This window comes from Staphylococcus sp. 231237_7MaSpsaltlick (assembly GCF_043107035.1).
The window spans coordinates 1-18,748 of sequence record NZ_JBICNX010000011.1; the positions used below are offsets into that span (position 1 = coordinate 1).

Here is an 18,748-nt window from a genome sequence, read left to right on the forward strand (position 1 = left end):
CAACGTTTGCAGCTTGAGGACCGCGGTCGCCTTCAACTACTTCAAATTCAACTGATTGACCTTCTTCTAATGATTTGTAACCTTCTTGGTTAATTGCTGAGAAGTGTACGAATACGTCGTTTTCTCCTTCAACTTCGATAAAACCAAATCCTTTTTCAGCGTTAAACCATTTTACTGTACCTTGTTTCATAAATGTGAAACCTCCAAGACTAATATTCATTCAATATGCGTTATTCGCATATTACAAAAAATACAATGAAACAGTATAAGCCTGTTAGTACAATATTCTTTGCAATATGGAATAAAACAATTGCTTGACTAATATTATAGGATATTTTCAGTTGAATTGCAAGGCAAACGTTAATTAATTGTTTATTCAATTATAGGTAAATTAAAATAAACTTCATTTTTATTTAAAACTATAAAACTATAGAATATTTGTAAATCTTCATCGCAATCTTCACAAAATCCTAATTCGCAATTGTTATAAAAAGCATGAATATTATGTTTTCCAACTAAATAATTATCAAACGTATTTTTGCTCTTTAAAATTAATGATGTATAAAATTTTAACATTTCGTCGTAAGTCTCGAAGTCATATTGTTCTACAATATGATCAGTCCAGTCACTAAATAACCACCAGCCTTCATAATCAGCTCGAATTTTTGCAACTGTCCACATTATAAATCTTCACCCTTTCATATATAGTCTAAATCACTTTTTTGGCGTAGCTAATTTCGCACCTCGCTATTTAGACCTATAGAACAAAGTGCTTATACTTATGTATGTATTTCGATCACACATATACTCTAAATTAAATCCCCCATGTTTATAAATAGATATAAATAAAACTAAATATAGACGTTCTTACTTTGATTTAGAGACGTACAATTTTTGCCTATGTGTAATATTTTAACGAGTTAAGATACAAAATCAAGTTATCTGGCTCATACTTTTGGCCGATAGACTATCAATTTATAAACTTAAATATTAGTTTTGTAGCGTTAAATTTCGTATAATGTTAATTAAGAGGTGATTTTATGAAACGCAAACACATTAAAGTATTTGGGATGGTACAAGGTGTAGGTTTTCGTTATTATACCCAAAAGATAGCGCAACAATATCATATTGTTGGTACCGTTGAAAATGTAGATAATTACGTTGATATATATGCTCAAGGTGATGAGCAATCTTTAACACAGTTTATTAACGCAGTTACTGAAGGTGCTTCCCCAGCATCTCATGTGGAAGACTTTACTACTGAAGAGATAGAAATTGAGCAATCATTGAAAGATTTTAAAACTATATAAAGGAAGATGAAGTTTGAGATATAATATTTCTCGTATTTTCGGGACAATTATTGCTTTACCAGCAGCAGTTATCGCATGGTTTGTTAGTATATTTGCCTTAGATATTTATTTTATTTTTGATTTGTTGATTTCTGTAGCAACATTTATAACGTTTTACTTTCCTACTCAACGTTTAACTTCTAGAAAATATTTAAAAGAAATTGGTTTAACTCGTCGAGATTATCACTTTGTCAATGGTCAATTGAATAATGCTCAAGATAAAATTAGACGTATATTTAAATCATTTGTCAATGTCAGATCTATCAAAGACTTTAGGCAAGTAAATGAAATTTATCGAATATCTCGAGCTATATTTTATGCAGTTAAACAACAACCAAGTTCATTTTTTAAAGTCGAAAGTTTCTTTTATTCACATATTGATAATGCATTAAATTTAATTGAAGCATATACAAGATTATCTAAATCACCTAAGAAAAGTAAAGAAGAAAAACAAAAATTAGAACAAACAAGAATTACTTTGGATGAAGTGAAAAGGACATTAGTAGCTGATTTAAGAAGAATTAATGACGAGGATTATAGTAAGTTAGATATAGAGATGGAACTAAACAAGATAGAACAAAGCCGAAATAAAAAATAGTAAATCACAATAAGAATGGAGAGAGATTTTATGGCAAGAGAACAAGACTATATAAATTCACATCCATTAGACAAATATATAGAAGAAAATTCTACAAGTGAATCTGAAGTCGTAAATTCTAGGCAATATAATCAAAAGGATCAACAAAAGATTAATGAATTAAGCGAAAAAATAAAACCAATGGATCATGATGCTTTATTAAATTATGGTACAGAAGCACAATCTCATATGTCCCAATTCTCACATCGTATATTAAATGAAGTTAAAACAACTGACGTTGGACCAGTCGGTGAATCATTGAATGGGCTAATGAGTAAACTGAAATCAGTAAACCCTGACGAGCTAAATTCAGAAAACCAATCAAAATTAAAACGTCTATTTAGAAGGACAAAAGCCTCTGTAAATGAAGTTTTTTCAAAGATGCAATCGGTTGGCTCGCAAATAGATCGTATATCAATTGAGTTAGATAAGCATAAAAATAACTTAGTAAAAGATGTAGATATGCTAGATGAATTATATAATATGAATAAAGACTATTTTGATGAATTATCACTGTATATAGAAGCAGCAAAAAAGAAACAGCATGATCTGCAACAAGAGGAAGTGCCTAAATTAAGAGCGCAGGCAAAATCAACAGGTAATCAAATGGATGTTCAAGCTGCATCGGATATGGAACAATTTATCGATCGATTAGACAAGCGTATTTATGATTTACAACTATCTAGGCAAATTGCTATACAAACGGCTCCTCAAATACGTATGATTCAAAATGTTAACCAAGCATTAGCAGAAAAAATACAAAGTTCGATTCTTACAAGTATTCCATTGTGGAAAAATCAAATGTCAATTGCATTAACTTTAATGAGGCAACGAAACGCAGTATCAGCTCAAAAAGCCGTTACTGATACGACAAATGATTTATTATTAAAAAACTCTGAACTATTGAAACAAAATGCTCTAGATACTGCTACTGAAAATGAACGTGGCGTCGTTGATATTGAGACTCTAAAAACAACGCAAAATGATATTATTGAAACAATAGAACAAACACTACAGATTCAAGAACAAGGTCGTAATAAACGTAAACAAGCTGAATCTGAATTAAATCAATTAGAATCTGAATTACAAAATCAACTTTTAGATATGAAACAAAATAAATAGTTTCTACATTTAATTAAGTAGTTATTTTGAGAAATGACTCCGGGACATAAGTAGATGTCTCGGTTTTTTTATGGAGTAGTAGATAAAGTAGTAAGTATCTGGTTATAAGCGTATTCTCAGATATAGTCGTTCTACGTCAAAAATAATTTGTTATAGGAAAAGGCGTATCCATTTTTTATATATGGATACGCCTTTTTTAAATTTAGTATAAGCTTACTTTTAACTTGATGTTATTTTAGTGTTAAACAAAAACACTTCTAGTACATGCTTATACTTTACTATTAGTTTATGTCATTATTAGAAGATTTTTCAGCTAGAATATTGTTTTCTGAAGTTTCTTTTTTAATTGCTATATTTTGTTCAATAGCTAATTTATGTGCAATTTTTGGTGCCGTCCAAACTGCTGGCAACATGATAATTGATATTGGAACTGCTGTAATAATTATGAAAGATTGAATAGCATTGATACTACCTTCTCCTATATTAATTAAAATAATTGATATAACGCCCATAATGACAACCCAAAAGAGCCTTATTATTTTTGGTGGATCGCCTTCTCCTGTAACAGACATCGAAATTGAATAAGACATCGTATCAGCAGTAGTGATAACAAATATTAATGTCAATAATAATAAAACAATGACCATTACAGTGCCTAATGGTAAATGAGATGCAATTGAAATAACTGCTGCTGGGAGTCCATTATCCGATAATGGACCACTGATTGTACCACTGTTTTTTGTCTCATAAAATAGGCCACTACCGCCAAGAATAGAAAACCATACATGAGAAACTACTGCAGCTACTATTGATACAAGTAAAAATATTTCTCTAATTGTACGACCTCTAGATACACGAGCAACTAACATTCCCATTAAAGGCCCATATCCTATAAACCAACCAAAGAAAAATAACATCCAAGCGCCAGCCCATTTATCATTGCCTCTAAATGTACTGATTTCTAGAAAATGAGTTATATAAACGCCATATGAAGAAATAAATGTATCTATAATAAAATGCCCAGGGCCTAACAATAATATAAATGCTGCAAGTGCTAGCGCTAGCCAGACATTTAATTTACTTAAAAATTGAATTCCCTTTTCGATACCGGTAGTTGCAGAAATCATTACAATAACCATTAAACCTGCGACAGATAATATTTGAGTAACTATGTTATCTGGTATACCAAAAATACTATGTAACCAGTAACTAAATTGAAAGCCGAAGAATCCAATTGTTCCAATAGTACCAGCAACAGCACCTAAAATACAAAAAACATCGATAAGCCATCCAATTTTATTTTTTTCTATTTTATTACCAAATATTGGATATAGTAGCGTTCGAGGACGCATTTTTAAATGTTTATTATAATGCGCATACATGATAATAATACCACTAATGGCCCCGTAAACTGCCCATGCCGTAAAACCCCAAGAGGTAAAACTTTGTGCCATAGCAGCTGATATGGCTGGAGTACTGGCATTTTTAATGTCGGAATCCATTGTTGGTGGTACATCAATAAAATAATACATCGGTTCTGCTGCAGCCCAGAAAATGGCCCCAGCGCCTAAGCCTGATGTTATTACAATAGCAGCCCATCTAAAATAACCCATTTCTGGTTTAGAAGCGTTACCTAGTCGAACACGACCATACTTTGAAAATGCTAAAAATGCACCTACTGCAAATGTTGCAAGAAGTAATATTTGCCAAAAAGCTCCGAAATAAGTAATGGAGATTTGGAATCCCTTTTGTACGAAATTCGAAGTTGCCTGCGTAAAAACAGAAGACAACAGTACAAATAAAACTAGGATGCCCCCACTAATTAGAAATACTGGCCAATCTAACTTATCTTTCCATTGTGAATATTTAATATTATTCGACCCCTCTATTATACGTGTTTTAAACAATATGCATATTGAGTATGTGATGTTATTTTCAATAATTTTGATAAGATACTTCTTGGTATATTAAATAGTAAAGATGAATCTAAAATATGAGAGGCATGAAGTCACAAATAATTTAATTAAGTTTAGTTTTATCTATATTAAAAAATCATATTCTATGAAATACACGATTTGGTACTTATGTAAATACAGGTTATCTATCACCATAAAACCCTTATATTGCTTTTTAATGAAACACTTGAAGTAAAGAGTATAGCTTACTTTTTAAAACTAATCAAATAGACTTTTGAAATTTATTTTAAGTTTTTAGATTTATAAATTATCTTCATCGATATATTAATGGCTAAATAGAAGCTTCTATTTAGCCATTAATTACATAAAAAAGCAAATCAACACTAATTTAAGCGCTGACTTGCTTTTATTTTAAATATTATTCTTTTTCATAAACAATTGGTTTTTGATTTTTAACCATTGTAGCTACAATGTAACCTATGATTGTTGTCACTACAGCGATTGGGAACCATTCAAGTGAATACTCTTTTAATGGCAAGCTATCAATGAAACTCAATTTTAGCCATCCTTGTGTATGAATGACACTTAAGATAGAAACGATTGTAACGATAGCAACAGGAATTTGTTGTGCAATTGGTTTTGTTGGTATAAAACGTGCTAATAAAATAAGTAACACTGATGTGATTGCTACTGGATATACAATACTCAACACTGGTACAGACATTGTGATGACCGAGTTAAGCCCTTGGTTAGCTAAAATAAAGCTAATTAGTGTAAAACCAATCACATATATTTTGTAAGAAATCCTTGGGAAAATTCTATGGAAATATTCTGATACGGACACAATCAAACCACAAGCTGTTGTGAGACAAGCAAGCGCCACAATAATACCTAATAAATATTTACCAAATGTCCCAAATCCAACACTGGCCATAGTTGTTAATAAATATGTACCGATGTTTTGATCGTTTGCAGTTAAGCTCGCTATTTTTTCTTGAGGTACTGCCATATGATTACCTATAAATCCTAAAGAAATATAAATAAACATTAAAGCTACAGCTGCAATTATACCTGCCATTAACGTTTGTTTGAAAATTTGATTGGCATGTGTAATACCAGTTGATTTCACTGCATTAACGACAATCATTGAGAAAGCTATAGCTGCAATAGCATCCATAGTAAGATAACCATTTGTGAACCCTTGTGAGAAACCTGCAAAGTTCGATGTAAATGCTTCAGCAGCTTGACTATGTGAATTGCTACCATAATCAACAAATCCTTTGATAATCATTGCTAAAATAGTAATCAATAATAAAGGTGTTAATAGCGAACCAATACGATCTACCATTTTAGTTGGGTTAATACATAAATATAGAACTATCAAGAAATATATAACAGTAAAGATAAGCAATGCTAAACTACTATTTGTGTGTGCAATCGGTGTCACTGTCATTTCAAACGATGTCGACGCTGTACGAGGAATCGCGAACAGTGGTCCAATTGTAAGATAAATGATGACTAGGAATATGATAGAGAACTTAGGTGAAATTTTATTTAATGACCCAATATAACCTTGTTTATCTAATGCGCCTACGATAACGCCTAATAGTGGTAGTCCAATACCTGTTAAAGCAAATGCTAAGATTGATGGCCAGAAATACTGTCCGCTATCTAAGCCTAGATTTGGTGGGAAAATAAGATTACCTGCTCCAAAGAACATTGCGAACAATGTAAAACCTATAATCCATGTATTTTTATTCATATGACTTACTCCTTCTAACCAATAAAATAATATTATCTATTCTATCACGGTTAATTAGATATCGTCTATATAAATTTCAGAATATTTAAATATATCGGTTATTATTTGTCAAAAATAGCCTATTTAAAACGATTTTAATAAAAGTTTTTTCAATAATGGTGATAATTGGGAAGGAAGATTTTCAACCCCTTCTACAAATAAAGCGTATTGCCCATAAATATTATGGATCGTTTGCTCAATATCTTCTGTAATAGGTTCTTGACTTAAAAATACATTGAATACTTCAATACCCATTTTACGAGCTGTTTCAACCGCTTCATAGGTATCTAATATACCATCTTGACTATAGTTATATGCAGAAGGTTCTCCATCTGAAAATACAATTAAGAAACGTTGATTGTGGGAGCGACGCATGAGTCTTTCGCTACCAATTCTAATAGCAACACCATCTCTGTTATCATCTTGTGGCTCTAACGCCATGATTCTTGGCCCATCTTTATCCATCATAGAACGATTGTATGTGATAATCTCATCTATAATGTTAGGTTGGTTTGCTTCGTCCGCATCGAAGGCATCTTCATTAAATGCTAATATTTCATGTTTTACATTGAGACTCTTTAAGGTTTCGTGAAATAAGACGACCCCTTTAATTGTTTCTTCCATTTTATCTTGCATACTAGCTGAAGCATCTACTAATAATGTGAACGTAGCATCGAATGACTGACTTAAGTCTTGTTTTTTATAAAACAACTTATATTGATCGTCTATAAACCAGTTGAGTAGATTTTTTTGTAATCTACCTTTTGTTAAATTATGTCGTTCATCTTGATATTCTCTATCAATCGTTTTTTGTATGATTTGAATTAAATCTTTAATTTCAAATTGTACATCAGATTCAACTTCGTGATATTCATGGAGATATTCAGGTTTGATTTCAGGGATGTTCCATTTAATTTCTACATTTTCGTTAATTCCTTTTAAGGCGAAAGCTTGATTATGTCCAACAGAACCGCCTTGATCGTCTTCTATATTATTAGATGAACCTTTACCTTTTTTGGTTTGCATATCAGTCATATCATCACCGGTATCACCTTCACGCGCATTATCATTATCACCCATGACTTCGCTATTTTCCCCTTCATGTAATTCCATTTCTAAATATGCACCACCTTGTGAAGCGCTATCTTGATTATTTGATTCCATCTCTTCACTTACTGAATCTTCATCTTTCTCTTCGTTTGAGGTACCATCAGTATTACTTGCGTCTGTTCTAGTCAAATCCTCGAATTGAAGTGCTTGTATAGACTCGTAAACTTTTTTAGGTAGATGGTAATATTCATTAAGCATATCTTCTTTTAATATATCATCAATTTGAAACATGATTCTCTCAGCTAAATACATATTATCTTCAGAAGTCGTGTTATAGAAAAAGTTCGGTAAGTACATATACATATTATTTAATACATCATCAATTTGCGGGTGTATTTGCGGTATATCATAAAAATTTTCTGTTATAAAAGATGCTTCTAGATATAAAAATAATAAATCTGTAAAAGTTGTTTTGGTTCTATATACATTTATTTGTGTCTTGGTGTAGTTTAGTCTAATTTCATTGCGCATCTGAATAGCAGATTTTGTTGATGGACGTTCTTTTGCTATCGTACTTAAAATGCGCTGATCTTCGAGTAGTTTGAAAAGCTGTTGATAAAATTTAGGGTGTTTGAACTCTTTATTCTGGATAACATGATTCACAATCTGTTCATCCATCATCTGGTAGCCATAAGCAGCGAGCATGACGTCAGTTTTTAATCCTGTAGTTTCAACTTGTTCCTCTCTATGTGACCAAAATGAACTGGTAATTAAAGTATTGTTAATTGGATCATAATAAGGGAATTTTTGAATTTTAACTTGTGTTTGCTCATTTTTCAGTAAAAGACGCGCTAAATCCTGAAGCATCATCACTTGTTTAGCATCTAGCTGTTCGTCATTAAATTTTATAAAACGATCACTCATGTTTATCCCTCACTAAAAATTTAATTCTACTGCGTTTAAAATAGCTTGCTGTTCTCGCTCGTCTTCCAATTTATCTATTATTGTTCGTTGAATTGCACGTTCGATTGGCATAATAGTAGCTAAATCACTTAAATCTATTAATGCACGAATACTAGCCGCTTCTTCTGAAATTTGACCCTGTTTTGTCATTGTACGTAAGTCTTCATTAAATTTAATGATTTTTTGTATTAACACAGTATCTGTTAACTGGCTTTGCTGTTTTATGACATCACTTAAAATATCGCCATCGATATAGTCTACTTGAATGACAACAAAGCGGTTTTTCAATGCTTCGTTCATTGGTAAAGTTCCTATATACCCAACGTTAATTGCTGCAATGACGTTGAATCCTGGTGCTGCATTAACGACTTCACCTGTAAATGGATTCGTCAGTTTTCTACGGTAGTCTAGCACACCGTTTAAAATAGGCAACGTTTCAGGTTTAGCCATATTAATTTCATCAATATATAATATATGGCCTTCTTTCATGGCTTTAATTACAGGTCCATCTATAAAGACAATTTCTTGCGTACCGTTATCGTTAGTTTGGATAGTTTTGAAACCAAGTAAGCTCTCTGCATCTAAATCAACTGAACAATTGATTTGGTGCATTGGTCGATTCATTGTTTCGCTTAGTGTTTCTGCCAATTTCGTCTTACCAGACCCTGTTGGCCCTTTTAATAAAATATTTTTGTTTAACTGCATCAATGCTTCTGCATCGTTAAAGACTGTTTCATCTCTATTAATATAGTTTGTTCTTGTCATTATGAATTGTCTCCTCTATATAAAGTATGGCTTATTTATTTATAAGAAATCATTAAAAATAGACTGGGGCATGAATACATCATCATATTTTGCCCTAGCCCTATTCGTTAAAAAATTATTTAAACACGCAACATAATATGAGCGTGTGATTTATCAATTAATTTTATACTTCTTTGAAATATTCTTTGTAATAACCACCAACAAGCCCAGAGTTATCAATAATTTGGTAATATTCTTCGGTTTCATTGATAACGTCATATTGTTTCCCAACAGTAAGCATATCAGAAACTGTAAATTTCTTTGCGTTTGTGTGAATAACTTCAACTTTTTTAACTGGTGTATTTTCTTTCCATGTTTCGTGTAACATAAATAAACATTCCTCTTTCTATGATTTAATTTCTAAAGTCAATATAAAAGTGATACCACTTTTTTCACTAATTCTTAAGGATTTTTCGCCTTCTTGATCTAACGATTGGTAAGGGATACCTATAGACTCAAGTTGTTGTAATGCATTTTGGAATTGAGCTTTGGATTCAGTTGCAAACTCAATTTGTTCTACAATACCATGTTTTGGCATTTTTAAATCTTCATCAGTAGCGTGTAAATGTAATTCTCCACCTAAACCGCCTTCTCCAATTCGGAAAACTTGTACTTTATAGTCAGCGTCATGGTATGGTGCATATTCTGCGAAATGTGTAAGACCAAACACTTTTGTCAAAATAGATTGAGTTAGTAGTATTTCATTTACTTTAAGCAGTACAGGGCCTAGCCCCTGAATTTGATGTAGTGGGTTAACAGTGCTATCAAATGTAGGCATTCCTAGAGGTGCACCCGTATTATGTTCATTTGAATAAATATTGAATATCTGATGATTATGGTCTTTAAATTCAAAATACTTATGCCCATTTAAATCAGTAATTTCACTATGATCAATTTGATGGTCATCTAAGATAGTTTGATATTCATCTAAACCTTCGTCACTTGGTAAACGTAAGCCAATATTTTCAATATGATTTTCTTGGTTCGTATAGTTTGGTATTTCTACAAAATGAATACGTGTGCCAGAGTTTAGTTCTGCATCACCAAAACGGAGAGCCTGTCCTTTATCTGCAACATTTAGACCTAATACATCTTTAAATAAAGTTTTAGTTTTTTCTAAATTATCTGTCCCTGTGGTTACACTTCTAAGACCATTCATTATATTAACCCCTTTATTCATAGCTTTTCAATCATTATAACTTATTTTACGTGTTATTTATACGATGAAGTTTACTGCAAATGTGTATATTAATTAAATTTTTAGAATATACATTGGATGAACTAAAAAAATGTATTAATATAGGTATATATCATGATTTTAATCTTATGAAATAGATTAGTAGTATATTGATTATTAATAAAGGAGGTTTGTCATTATGGGTGGTATATGGTTTGTGTTTGGTATAACCGTACTTATTGCAGTTTATTCTGGTATTACCTTCTTCACTAACGTAAACAATAAAGCGAAACAAAAATCTCAAAATGCAAAAAGCGCTAAAAAGAATAATATTTACGGCGTGGTATTTTTGGTATTTTTAATTATTGCTATTATTGAACTATTTGTTTATATTGCTTAATTGTGATTTAAGTTATATTTTAACTATTTAAATCAATAAAAAGAGACCCTTGCAAGTTTGTAATACACTCTAACTTGTAGGGGTCTCTTATATAGTAAATTGTTTAGGTCTTTTTGAATAGAATAATAAGTAATTTAAGTGTTATTAAAATATAAATTACAGCAAATAAACATAAGAGTAGGAAATTGGTATTAAGAAATGACAAATAATCACTATTCATTTGATTTAAAAGATTACTAATTGGTGGTAACACCCAGAGAAACCATTTGGTAAATGGAAAAGTTGTAATAAGTACATCTTTAGTGAAAATGATGAGCATAATAAATATTGTTAATAACCATCTATAAGATTTAGTGGCGATTTTCGTATTAGTAATAAAAGCCCCTAATACAATGCCAAACATACTTAACAATAAATGTACAATTACACCAATTAAAACAAGATTAAATGAAACAGTTTTATCAAACACATTAAGTAAAAGTGGGTAGATTAATGAGAAAATAATGAACAATGTACTAAGTAAATATAAATATAGTATTTTTATTAACAAATAAGTAGTCTTTGATTTTAATTGTATATAGAAAATATGACGCTCATTTAAAGTATCACGTCCGAAATTAATAATGGTCAGCCATGTCATGATTATAAATAAACCAATCGCAGTAGAACCATAACTTGATAAGACTGGCATATCTCTATAGATATAAATGCCAATGACCCACAGTAAGTATGTAAATACTGGTGCAATAAATTGATATGATGTTAAAAATTTTAGGTGTTCGTATTTTAAAAAAGAATATAGCATTTTAAAGATCCTTTACTTCGATGATTTCGCAATTATGCTTTAATAAATGTTGTAAAACGATATTTAAATTTTGTTTGTCAACTTGCAAAGTTATATATTGGGGATTAGAAGTTATTTTAGCCCATACCCATGACGTCAGCTCATGTTCAATAATTTCATTAACATGTTGTTGGTTAGTAATCGTAATCGATTTTAACACACGGTACTTAGATTGTGGCATAAATGTATAATCATCTAAACTCAATATATGAGTCGCAATGGTTTGTTCAATATTAGAATCATGATCTGTAATAATTATTGTTTTAGTTTTCGATAAATGTTGTAAACGAGTTAAAAATTGTGCTTTTGACATTTTATCTAAACCTGAAAATGGTTCGTCAAATACTAATATATCTGCATCCGTTAATAGGGTTTGGATGATATTCACTTTTTGTAAAGAGCCTTTTGAAAGATGATGTAATTTAGTGTTTTGAAGTGAAGATAGATTTAATAGTGCTAAATAATCATCGACTGTATGGTTGTCAGATTTCCGCTTCATATTTAAATTTTGAATCGTTGTTAGAAATGACTTTGTTGTTAGTTTTATGTTTTTAGGGAAACTATCAGGCGCATAACTTGTATAGCCAGAAACATTAATGACACCAGAATTTGGTGTTATTAGTTGTGTCATCAATTTGAGTGTCAAACTTTTACCGACGCCATTCTTCCCTTTTAATAAAGTGATTGAACCTTTGGGTATTTGAAATGATAAATTATTGATGATTGTTTTATTGTTAAGTTTTAAGGTTACCTGATCCATTGCTACTGCTATTTCAGCCATATACATACTCCTTTATACAATACTCAGCTATCATTATTTGTTTTTATTATATATAAGTTGCACGACGCCACTTTGATATGTATTAGTTTTTATATGTATCAGGTTAACTCTATCTACTAAATATTCAAATAAAGGTTTTCCCGAACCTAACACAACCGGGTGTATAGATAAGCGATATTCATCTATTAAGTTATTATTTATAAAAGAAGTTATAATACTTGAACCGCCATATAACCAAACATCTTTAGTTTTTTGTGCTTTGACTTTATCTATACTTATTAGCATATCCTCTGAATGTATATATTCGGCGTTTGCAGGAACAAGATTTTTTGGTGCGTAAATACATATTTTTGTTTACTATGAATCTCTTCCCACATAGCATCGTCTCCGTTTTGTCGATTACCTTATTGAGGTGTATAATTCCCCTACGAATCATAGCTTTTTCGCCCATATATGATAGCGCTAACCTGTTTTAAAAAAGCACTGAAATTCATTTTTGGGTCCATAATACGCCAATCAATTTCACCAATTGGTCCTTCAATATAACCATCTAAACTTACAGCGAGGTCTAAAATCACTTTCGACCGATTATCCACATTAACACCTACCATTATTTATATTATATTTAGTATATGGAAATATATGTATAAATTCAATTGATAATAATTTTAATATAAATATATTAGAATTAAAAATGCACAACGATAAAAAATCGATGTGCAATAAAAATGAATAAAAAAATTTTTAATTACTTGTAAAATGAATAACGCTGTTTGATTTGGAAGATTTCTGTATAGCATCAATCATGGCAATAGATGCTAATGCGTCTCTAGGTTCTATATAGTCATCAGTATCTTCAATAATACAATTGTAGAATTGGTTAATTAGTTTACTATGGCTAGGTCCATAATACGATTTATCACCAGCTAGTTTTTCATCTTCCTCAATTTGAATCTTATAACCCTGTTTATTCATACGCGTAAGTATATTATCTTTAATAGTTAATTTTTCATTTTCAAATATAACCTGTAACTCTACGCTTGAATTTCCAAAATTGGCATTAGTAGCAAAGAACATACCGTTTGCATTATTTGCAAATTTAATATGTGCAGATGCTGTATCTTCTACTTCAATATCATAATCCAATAATTGTGATACGGTTCCTTTAATAGATGCTATATCCCCACAAAGTAATTGCATTAAGTCTAATGTATGAATAGATTGGTTAATTAGAACACCGCCGCCTGCCAAAGCCATTTGTCCACGCCAAGGTTTTTCTGTGTAATAAGATTCAGGCCTAAACCATGTAACTAGTCCTTTTACACCAATGACCTCGCCGTACTGTCCGCTTCTAACAATGTGTTGTAATGTTTGAAAGGTATCGTTATATCTATTTTGAAAACAAATCCCAATCTTGGTTTTTGGATACTGGCGTTTTAACGTGACTAATTCAAGTCCTTCTTTGGCGTTAATAGCTAAAGGCTTTTCTTGTAATACATGGACGCCTTTTTTAACACATGTTGTAGTAGCTGGCACATGTAAATGGTGAGGCAAACATATATGAACACAATCTAACATTTCTGAATCTAACATACTATTTAAATCATTATAAAAATTGCCGTAAGGCGCCTTGTTTTTTAATGATGCATCTTCATCACAAACCGCGATTAATTCTGCTTTAGGATTTTGTTGTATTGCGTGTATGTGAATTTGTGATATATCGCCTAAACCGACTACACCAACTTTCAGCATTTGACCATCTCCTATTATAGGTGGGTTTATTTATCTTCTGAATTAATTTTATGTTGTAAAGCATTTTTGAATTCTGTTGGATCTACAGGAACTGTTACTTCTTTGCCTAACCAACTAGAAAGATAAATTGCATTTACGAAGTTAACGCCATTAATACCATCACAGCCAGGCGCTATAAGTGGTGTATCATCAATAATATTTGCGGCGAAGTTTTCAAGTACACTGATATGTTGTTCGCCCCATACACTATTAAATTCGAAAGTATCTGTCTCGTAGATGTCTCCTATACCGTCACCTTTGAAGATTTCTGCTACATCAGCCCAAGTCATCGTTTGATTCATTTCGTTTTCTGATTGTTTTAAGCGTTTAATAGTTATTTTCTTACTATCTTCGACTAAAATTTTTCCTTTATCGCCTGTGATTTCTAGTCGGTCAGTGCCGATAACGTCATGCGTACACGTGATGAAAACACCTGTCGCTCCGTTACCGTAATCTAATACTGTTGTCACATCGTCATCAACATTTAACTTTCTCTGATAGCCATATTTTACGTTGGCATACACTTTTTCTGGTAATCCGCATAACCATTGCAATAAATCAATTTGATGTGGTGCTTGGTTAACTAACACACCGCCACCTTCTCCATCCCAAGTTGCACGCCATGAACTTTGATCATAATATGCTTGTGGACGCCACCAAGTAGTAATGATCCAATTTGTACGTCTAATTTGTCCAATTTCTCCATTATCAATTAAGGATTTAACTTTTTGATAAAGCGGGTTAGTTCTTTGATTAAAGAAAATACCAAATGTTAATTCGGGTTTAGAAGCGGCTAAGTCACTAATTTCTTTTACTTTTTCGGCATAGATATCAGCTGGTTTCTCTAATAGTGCATGTATATTTCTATTTAATGCAGCTTTACCTATTTCAGTGTGTAAATAATGTGGCACAGTCGTCACAACAGCATCAACGTCTCCACTTTCTAATAAATCAATATAGTCATTATAAAAAGGAATATCTGGATAGTTTTCGGTAGCAAGTGCTTTTTTATCAGGATCGATATCACAAATGGCTCCTATAACTACATTTTTCACTTTATTTTCATTAATAAAGTTAGCATAAGTATTTCCTTGCGCTCCTAATCCAATTATGCCTAAACGAATATTTGTCATTATACATTCTCCTTATTTTCAATATTTTTTAAAATTTCTAAAAGTGCTTCATACTGAATTTGATATCCTTCAGCGCCATCTTTTGCAGCTGTATTTTGGATAGTTTCAGTAGAATGCTCTATTTCTAAGTCTTTAATTGCATCAAATACGACCAGGTGAGGTTCTAATGTTAAGAAACCTTTATAGCCATGATTTATCGCCTGTTTAAGAATAGACTCAATTTGGCCATCGCCTGTACCACAAACAACGTTAATACTGTCTTTATAGACCGCATCTTTGATGTGGATGTATTCAATGTCAGGTTCTAAGAGTTCATAACATGCTTGCGTATCTTCCCCACATTGAACGAAATTGGCAAAATCGAAAATCGCTTTAAAATGGTCAGACCCTACTTCATCAAGGATGACTTTACAACGACGAGCAATATCACCGAAAATATCTTTTTCATTTTCATGCAGTAAAACGACGTTATATTGCTTTGCTATTTTTGCAAATGCTTTTAATTTTTTAATGACTAAATGTTGATAGTCATCAAAATCTTGTTCTTTAGGTATATAAAAGCTGAAAATCCTAATATACTTACAAGACAATGCATTAGCGATTTCACACATGTTTTTTAAGACGACTAATTGCTTTTCAAATGCTTCTTCATCTTGGACATAAATTTTGCCGATTGGAGAACCGATAGATGAGACTGAGATATTCCATTCATTTAATTTTGGAATAACATAATTCTTTATTTTTTCGACTGTATAATCCCCTATATTTTCGTCGTCAATACCACGTAATGAAATGTAACGCATACCTAATTCTGATACCTTTTGCAATTGTGTGTCTAAATCTGATGAAATTTCATCAGAAAAACCTGATATAGCAATGTTATTTAACATGAATTTTCCTCCATTTGTTTTAAAATTAACGAACATAATTGTAATCGCTTACATATTGTCTGTAATTGTAATCAGATATTAGAACCAATGTTTATAACCTAATTCGAATAAATGATCTCGGCTTGTTACTAAACAATCATAAGGGTCGGCACCATACAGTTCATCTTGTTCTACGAAGAAGTATTCACTACCACTTTCTAACCCAACTTCAATAATGTCTTTTAGTGGTAAAGTACCTTCTCCTAGTTCTGCAAATTGAGTGATCATATGTAGCATATAGTATATCTTTTCATGACCTTCGCCGGGATATTGATTCATATCTATTTCACCTACACGAAAATCTTTTAAATGGATTGCACGAATACGTTGTGCATAATTTGGTATAACGTCTATAGGGTTAAGCCCAGCTCTCCATATCCAGTGCACATCTAATTCGAAACCTAGATTTGATGTATTATCACGCATTAGATCAAGCATAAATTGCCCGTCATAGCGAACAAATTCAAGATTATGTGCATGATAATATAAATCAATGCCTTCCGCTTTTAGTCGTCGTGCATAGTCATCGCAAATTTTTGCAAAGTTAAGTATGCTGTCCTTTGAGCCCATGTAATTCATCGGCAACATACCAATTCTTAAAATATTACAGTTAACTGCCTTACAATCCGCAACAATCTTTTCAAAATCATTTTGTAAAGTGTCACCAGGATATTTTTGTTCGGACGAAATATCTTCTACCCCACATGACATAGCTGCAATATTCATATCAAAGTCTTCGATGGCTTTTTGCATTTCAGCAATGTTATGAGCGGTCATTTCTATTTGTGAAACCTCTACAGCGTGGTACCCAAGTTCATGAATCGTTCGCAATACATTGTAGATGCCATCTTCTTCTACTTTTTGCTTTAACATCATCATCTGTACGCCAATTTGTGGTTTAACCATATAAATCATCCTTTCATAATAAACAAATTTAAGTGTTATAATGTGAGTATAAATTATTAGAAAATTTTAAACATTGTAAAAAAAGATAAAAATATTGTATTTTGAGCGGGAGGCATATCAATGTTAGACGATGAAACATTTAAACTAAAATTTGATACTATTTCACTACCATTCGAGGGAGAATATGCAGTGTGGCATAAAATTAGTGATGGCCACTTTGGTAATGAGCTACACTATCATGACCATTACGAAATTTTCTTTTCATTATCCGGAAATATGCTGTACACGATTGAAGCAGAGCAATATCAATTAGACGTTGGTTCCATGTTGATAATAACACCGTACGAATTTCATCAGTTGAATGAACAGATGGATGGACATGCTGAACGTATTGGTCTGAGGTTCGATGCGCAGTTATTAGAGTCGCTTTCCACTCCTGAATGTAATTTAATGCAATGTTTTGATACCAAATCACCTAACTTTAAACACTCACTACAGTTAACAGAAGTACAAAAGCGTGAGCTTTATTATTTATTACAAGGTCTTTTGAATGAGCAAGAAAATAATAAATATGGTAAGAAGCTTGCTGAAGAATCAATGTTGACTCAATTTTTTGTGCTCCTCAACAGAGTGTCGATAGAAAATGCTGAAATAAAAATGGACGATGATCCACAAATGCAGTTAGTGAGACAGGTATTAGACTATATGGAGTTACACTATGCTGATCAGATTTCTCTAGAAGACTTAGAAAGGAAATTCTATGTTAGCCGTTATAAAATAACACAGTATTTTACACGAATAGTAGGGTATCCACCATATCGCTATTTATTACAAATAAGGTTACAAAATGCACAAAGAATGTTAAAAAAAGGAGAAAGCCCTCAACAAGTAGCAGTTTTATGTGGTTTTAGTGATTACTCGAATTTTTATAGACGTTTTAAAACAATATATGGATGTAGCCCTAAAAATTATTATCAACAACATTTAACTAATGGTTAAGTAAACTTAAAAATATAATACATTTCATAAATATAACAAGCTGTACTTTAAATAAAATATATTAAGATGGTACGAAGTTTTGTATGAGTTACGTAATTTTACAAAAAACCTTAAAACATTGTTATGACAGCTTATACACAAATATA

19 protein-coding genes and 1 pseudogene are annotated in these 18,748 nt (G+C 31.7%); 5 read left to right on the forward strand and 15 right to left on the reverse strand.

Going from position 1 to position 18,748, the window contains the following annotated elements:
• Window positions 1-190 (reverse strand): cold shock protein CspA (gene cspA, locus ACF91D_RS19020; protein ID WP_392437545.1); only part of this gene is annotated, 190 nt, incomplete at its 3' end.
• A 182-nt stretch (window positions 191-372) separates the two neighbouring features.
• On the reverse strand, window positions 373-681 hold the full coding sequence (gene msaA / locus ACF91D_RS19025) for a regulatory protein MsaA (RefSeq protein ID WP_069793083.1): 309 nt from the start codon (window positions 679-681) through the stop codon (window positions 373-375).
• A gap of 359 nt (window positions 682-1,040) precedes the next feature.
• Between msaA and ACF91D_RS19030 the strand changes: the two genes are divergently transcribed.
• From ACF91D_RS19030 to ACF91D_RS19040, 3 genes are read left to right on the forward strand one after another with little or no spacing between them, the layout of a single operon-like run.
• Window positions 1,041-1,310 (forward strand): acylphosphatase, encoded by a 270-nt coding sequence (locus ACF91D_RS19030; RefSeq protein WP_039066545.1) that lies wholly within the window; start codon window positions 1,041-1,043, stop codon window positions 1,308-1,310.
• A gap of 13 nt (window positions 1,311-1,323) precedes the next feature.
• Entirely contained in the window at window positions 1,324-1,947 is a 624-nt protein-coding gene (locus tag ACF91D_RS19035; protein ID WP_039066544.1) for a 5-bromo-4-chloroindolyl phosphate hydrolysis family protein, read from the forward strand.
• A 30-nt stretch (window positions 1,948-1,977) separates the two neighbouring features.
• Entirely contained in the window at window positions 1,978-3,108 is a 1,131-nt protein-coding gene (locus tag ACF91D_RS19040; protein WP_069793082.1) for a toxic anion resistance protein, read from the forward strand.
• A gap of 281 nt (window positions 3,109-3,389) precedes the next feature.
• Here the strand turns inward: ACF91D_RS19040 and ACF91D_RS19045 are convergent, their stop codons facing one another.
• The 6 genes from ACF91D_RS19045 to ACF91D_RS19070 form a co-directional block, all read right to left on the reverse strand.
• A complete protein-coding gene (locus ACF91D_RS19045; RefSeq protein WP_327620700.1) occupies window positions 3,390-4,979 on the reverse strand; it encodes a BCCT family transporter in 1,590 nt (529 codons plus the stop codon).
• A 463-nt stretch (window positions 4,980-5,442) separates the two neighbouring features.
• Window positions 5,443-6,786 (reverse strand): branched-chain amino acid-like transporter carrier protein BrnQ3, encoded by a 1,344-nt coding sequence (gene brnQ3 / locus ACF91D_RS19050; RefSeq protein WP_101093788.1) that lies wholly within the window; start codon window positions 6,784-6,786, stop codon window positions 5,443-5,445.
• Between the two features lie 123 nt (window positions 6,787-6,909).
• Window positions 6,910-8,799, reverse strand: a complete 1,890-nt coding sequence (locus ACF91D_RS19055; RefSeq protein WP_101093787.1) for a vWA domain-containing protein — start codon at window positions 8,797-8,799, stop codon at window positions 6,910-6,912.
• Window positions 8,800-8,811: 12 nt separating this feature from the next.
• Window positions 8,812-9,603, reverse strand: coding sequence for an ATP-binding protein (locus tag ACF91D_RS19060; RefSeq protein ID WP_039066536.1), 792 nt, complete (start codon window positions 9,601-9,603; stop codon window positions 8,812-8,814).
• A gap of 163 nt (window positions 9,604-9,766) precedes the next feature.
• Window positions 9,767-9,970 carry a DUF6501 family protein gene (locus ACF91D_RS19065; RefSeq protein ID WP_039066534.1) on the reverse strand — a complete coding sequence of 68 codons (204 nt, stop codon included), beginning with the start codon at window positions 9,968-9,970 and terminating at the stop codon, window positions 9,767-9,769.
• A gap of 18 nt (window positions 9,971-9,988) precedes the next feature.
• Window positions 9,989-10,801, reverse strand: a complete 813-nt coding sequence (locus tag ACF91D_RS19070) for a VOC family protein (protein ID WP_069793080.1) — start codon at window positions 10,799-10,801, stop codon at window positions 9,989-9,991.
• 217 nt (window positions 10,802-11,018) lie between these two features.
• Between ACF91D_RS19070 and ACF91D_RS19075 the strand changes: the two genes are divergently transcribed.
• Window positions 11,019-11,219: a hypothetical protein gene (locus tag ACF91D_RS19075; RefSeq protein WP_039066532.1), complete on the forward strand. Its 201-nt coding sequence runs from the start codon at window positions 11,019-11,021 to the stop codon at window positions 11,217-11,219.
• A gap of 103 nt (window positions 11,220-11,322) precedes the next feature.
• On the opposite strand, the gene ACF91D_RS19080 is transcribed toward ACF91D_RS19075, so the two are convergent.
• From ACF91D_RS19080 to ACF91D_RS19110, 7 genes and pseudogenes are all read right to left on the reverse strand, one after another.
• Window positions 11,323-12,024, reverse strand: coding sequence for an ABC transporter permease (locus tag ACF91D_RS19080; RefSeq protein ID WP_119605256.1), 702 nt, complete (start codon window positions 12,022-12,024; stop codon window positions 11,323-11,325).
• 1 nt (window position 12,025) lies between these two features.
• Window positions 12,026-12,844 carry an ATP-binding cassette domain-containing protein gene (locus tag ACF91D_RS19085; protein WP_039066529.1) on the reverse strand — a complete coding sequence of 273 codons (819 nt, stop codon included), beginning with the start codon at window positions 12,842-12,844 and terminating at the stop codon, window positions 12,026-12,028.
• Window positions 12,845-12,877: 33 nt separating this feature from the next.
• Window positions 12,878-13,455: pseudogene (locus ACF91D_RS19090) on the reverse strand (dihydrofolate reductase family protein).
• A gap of 133 nt (window positions 13,456-13,588) precedes the next feature.
• Window positions 13,589-14,596, reverse strand: a complete 1,008-nt coding sequence (locus ACF91D_RS19095; protein WP_039066527.1) for a Gfo/Idh/MocA family protein — start codon at window positions 14,594-14,596, stop codon at window positions 13,589-13,591.
• Between the two features lie 26 nt (window positions 14,597-14,622).
• Window positions 14,623-15,768, reverse strand: coding sequence for a Gfo/Idh/MocA family protein (locus ACF91D_RS19100; protein WP_327620600.1), 1,146 nt, complete (start codon window positions 15,766-15,768; stop codon window positions 14,623-14,625).
• A complete protein-coding gene (locus ACF91D_RS19105; protein ID WP_327620599.1) occupies window positions 15,768-16,658 on the reverse strand; it encodes a sugar phosphate isomerase/epimerase family protein in 891 nt (296 codons plus the stop codon). Before ACF91D_RS19105 ends, ACF91D_RS19100 begins: the two co-directional genes overlap by 1 nt.
• A gap of 78 nt (window positions 16,659-16,736) precedes the next feature.
• Window positions 16,737-17,603, reverse strand: coding sequence for a sugar phosphate isomerase/epimerase family protein (locus ACF91D_RS19110; protein ID WP_039066524.1), 867 nt, complete (start codon window positions 17,601-17,603; stop codon window positions 16,737-16,739).
• 120 nt (window positions 17,604-17,723) lie between these two features.
• Between ACF91D_RS19110 and ACF91D_RS19115 the strand changes: the two genes are divergently transcribed.
• The gene (locus tag ACF91D_RS19115) at window positions 17,724-18,602 is read left to right on the forward strand and encodes an AraC family transcriptional regulator (RefSeq protein WP_039066522.1); all 879 of its coding nucleotides are present in this window, start codon (window positions 17,724-17,726) and stop codon (window positions 18,600-18,602) included.
• The last annotated feature ends 146 nt before the right edge of the window (window positions 18,603-18,748 follow it).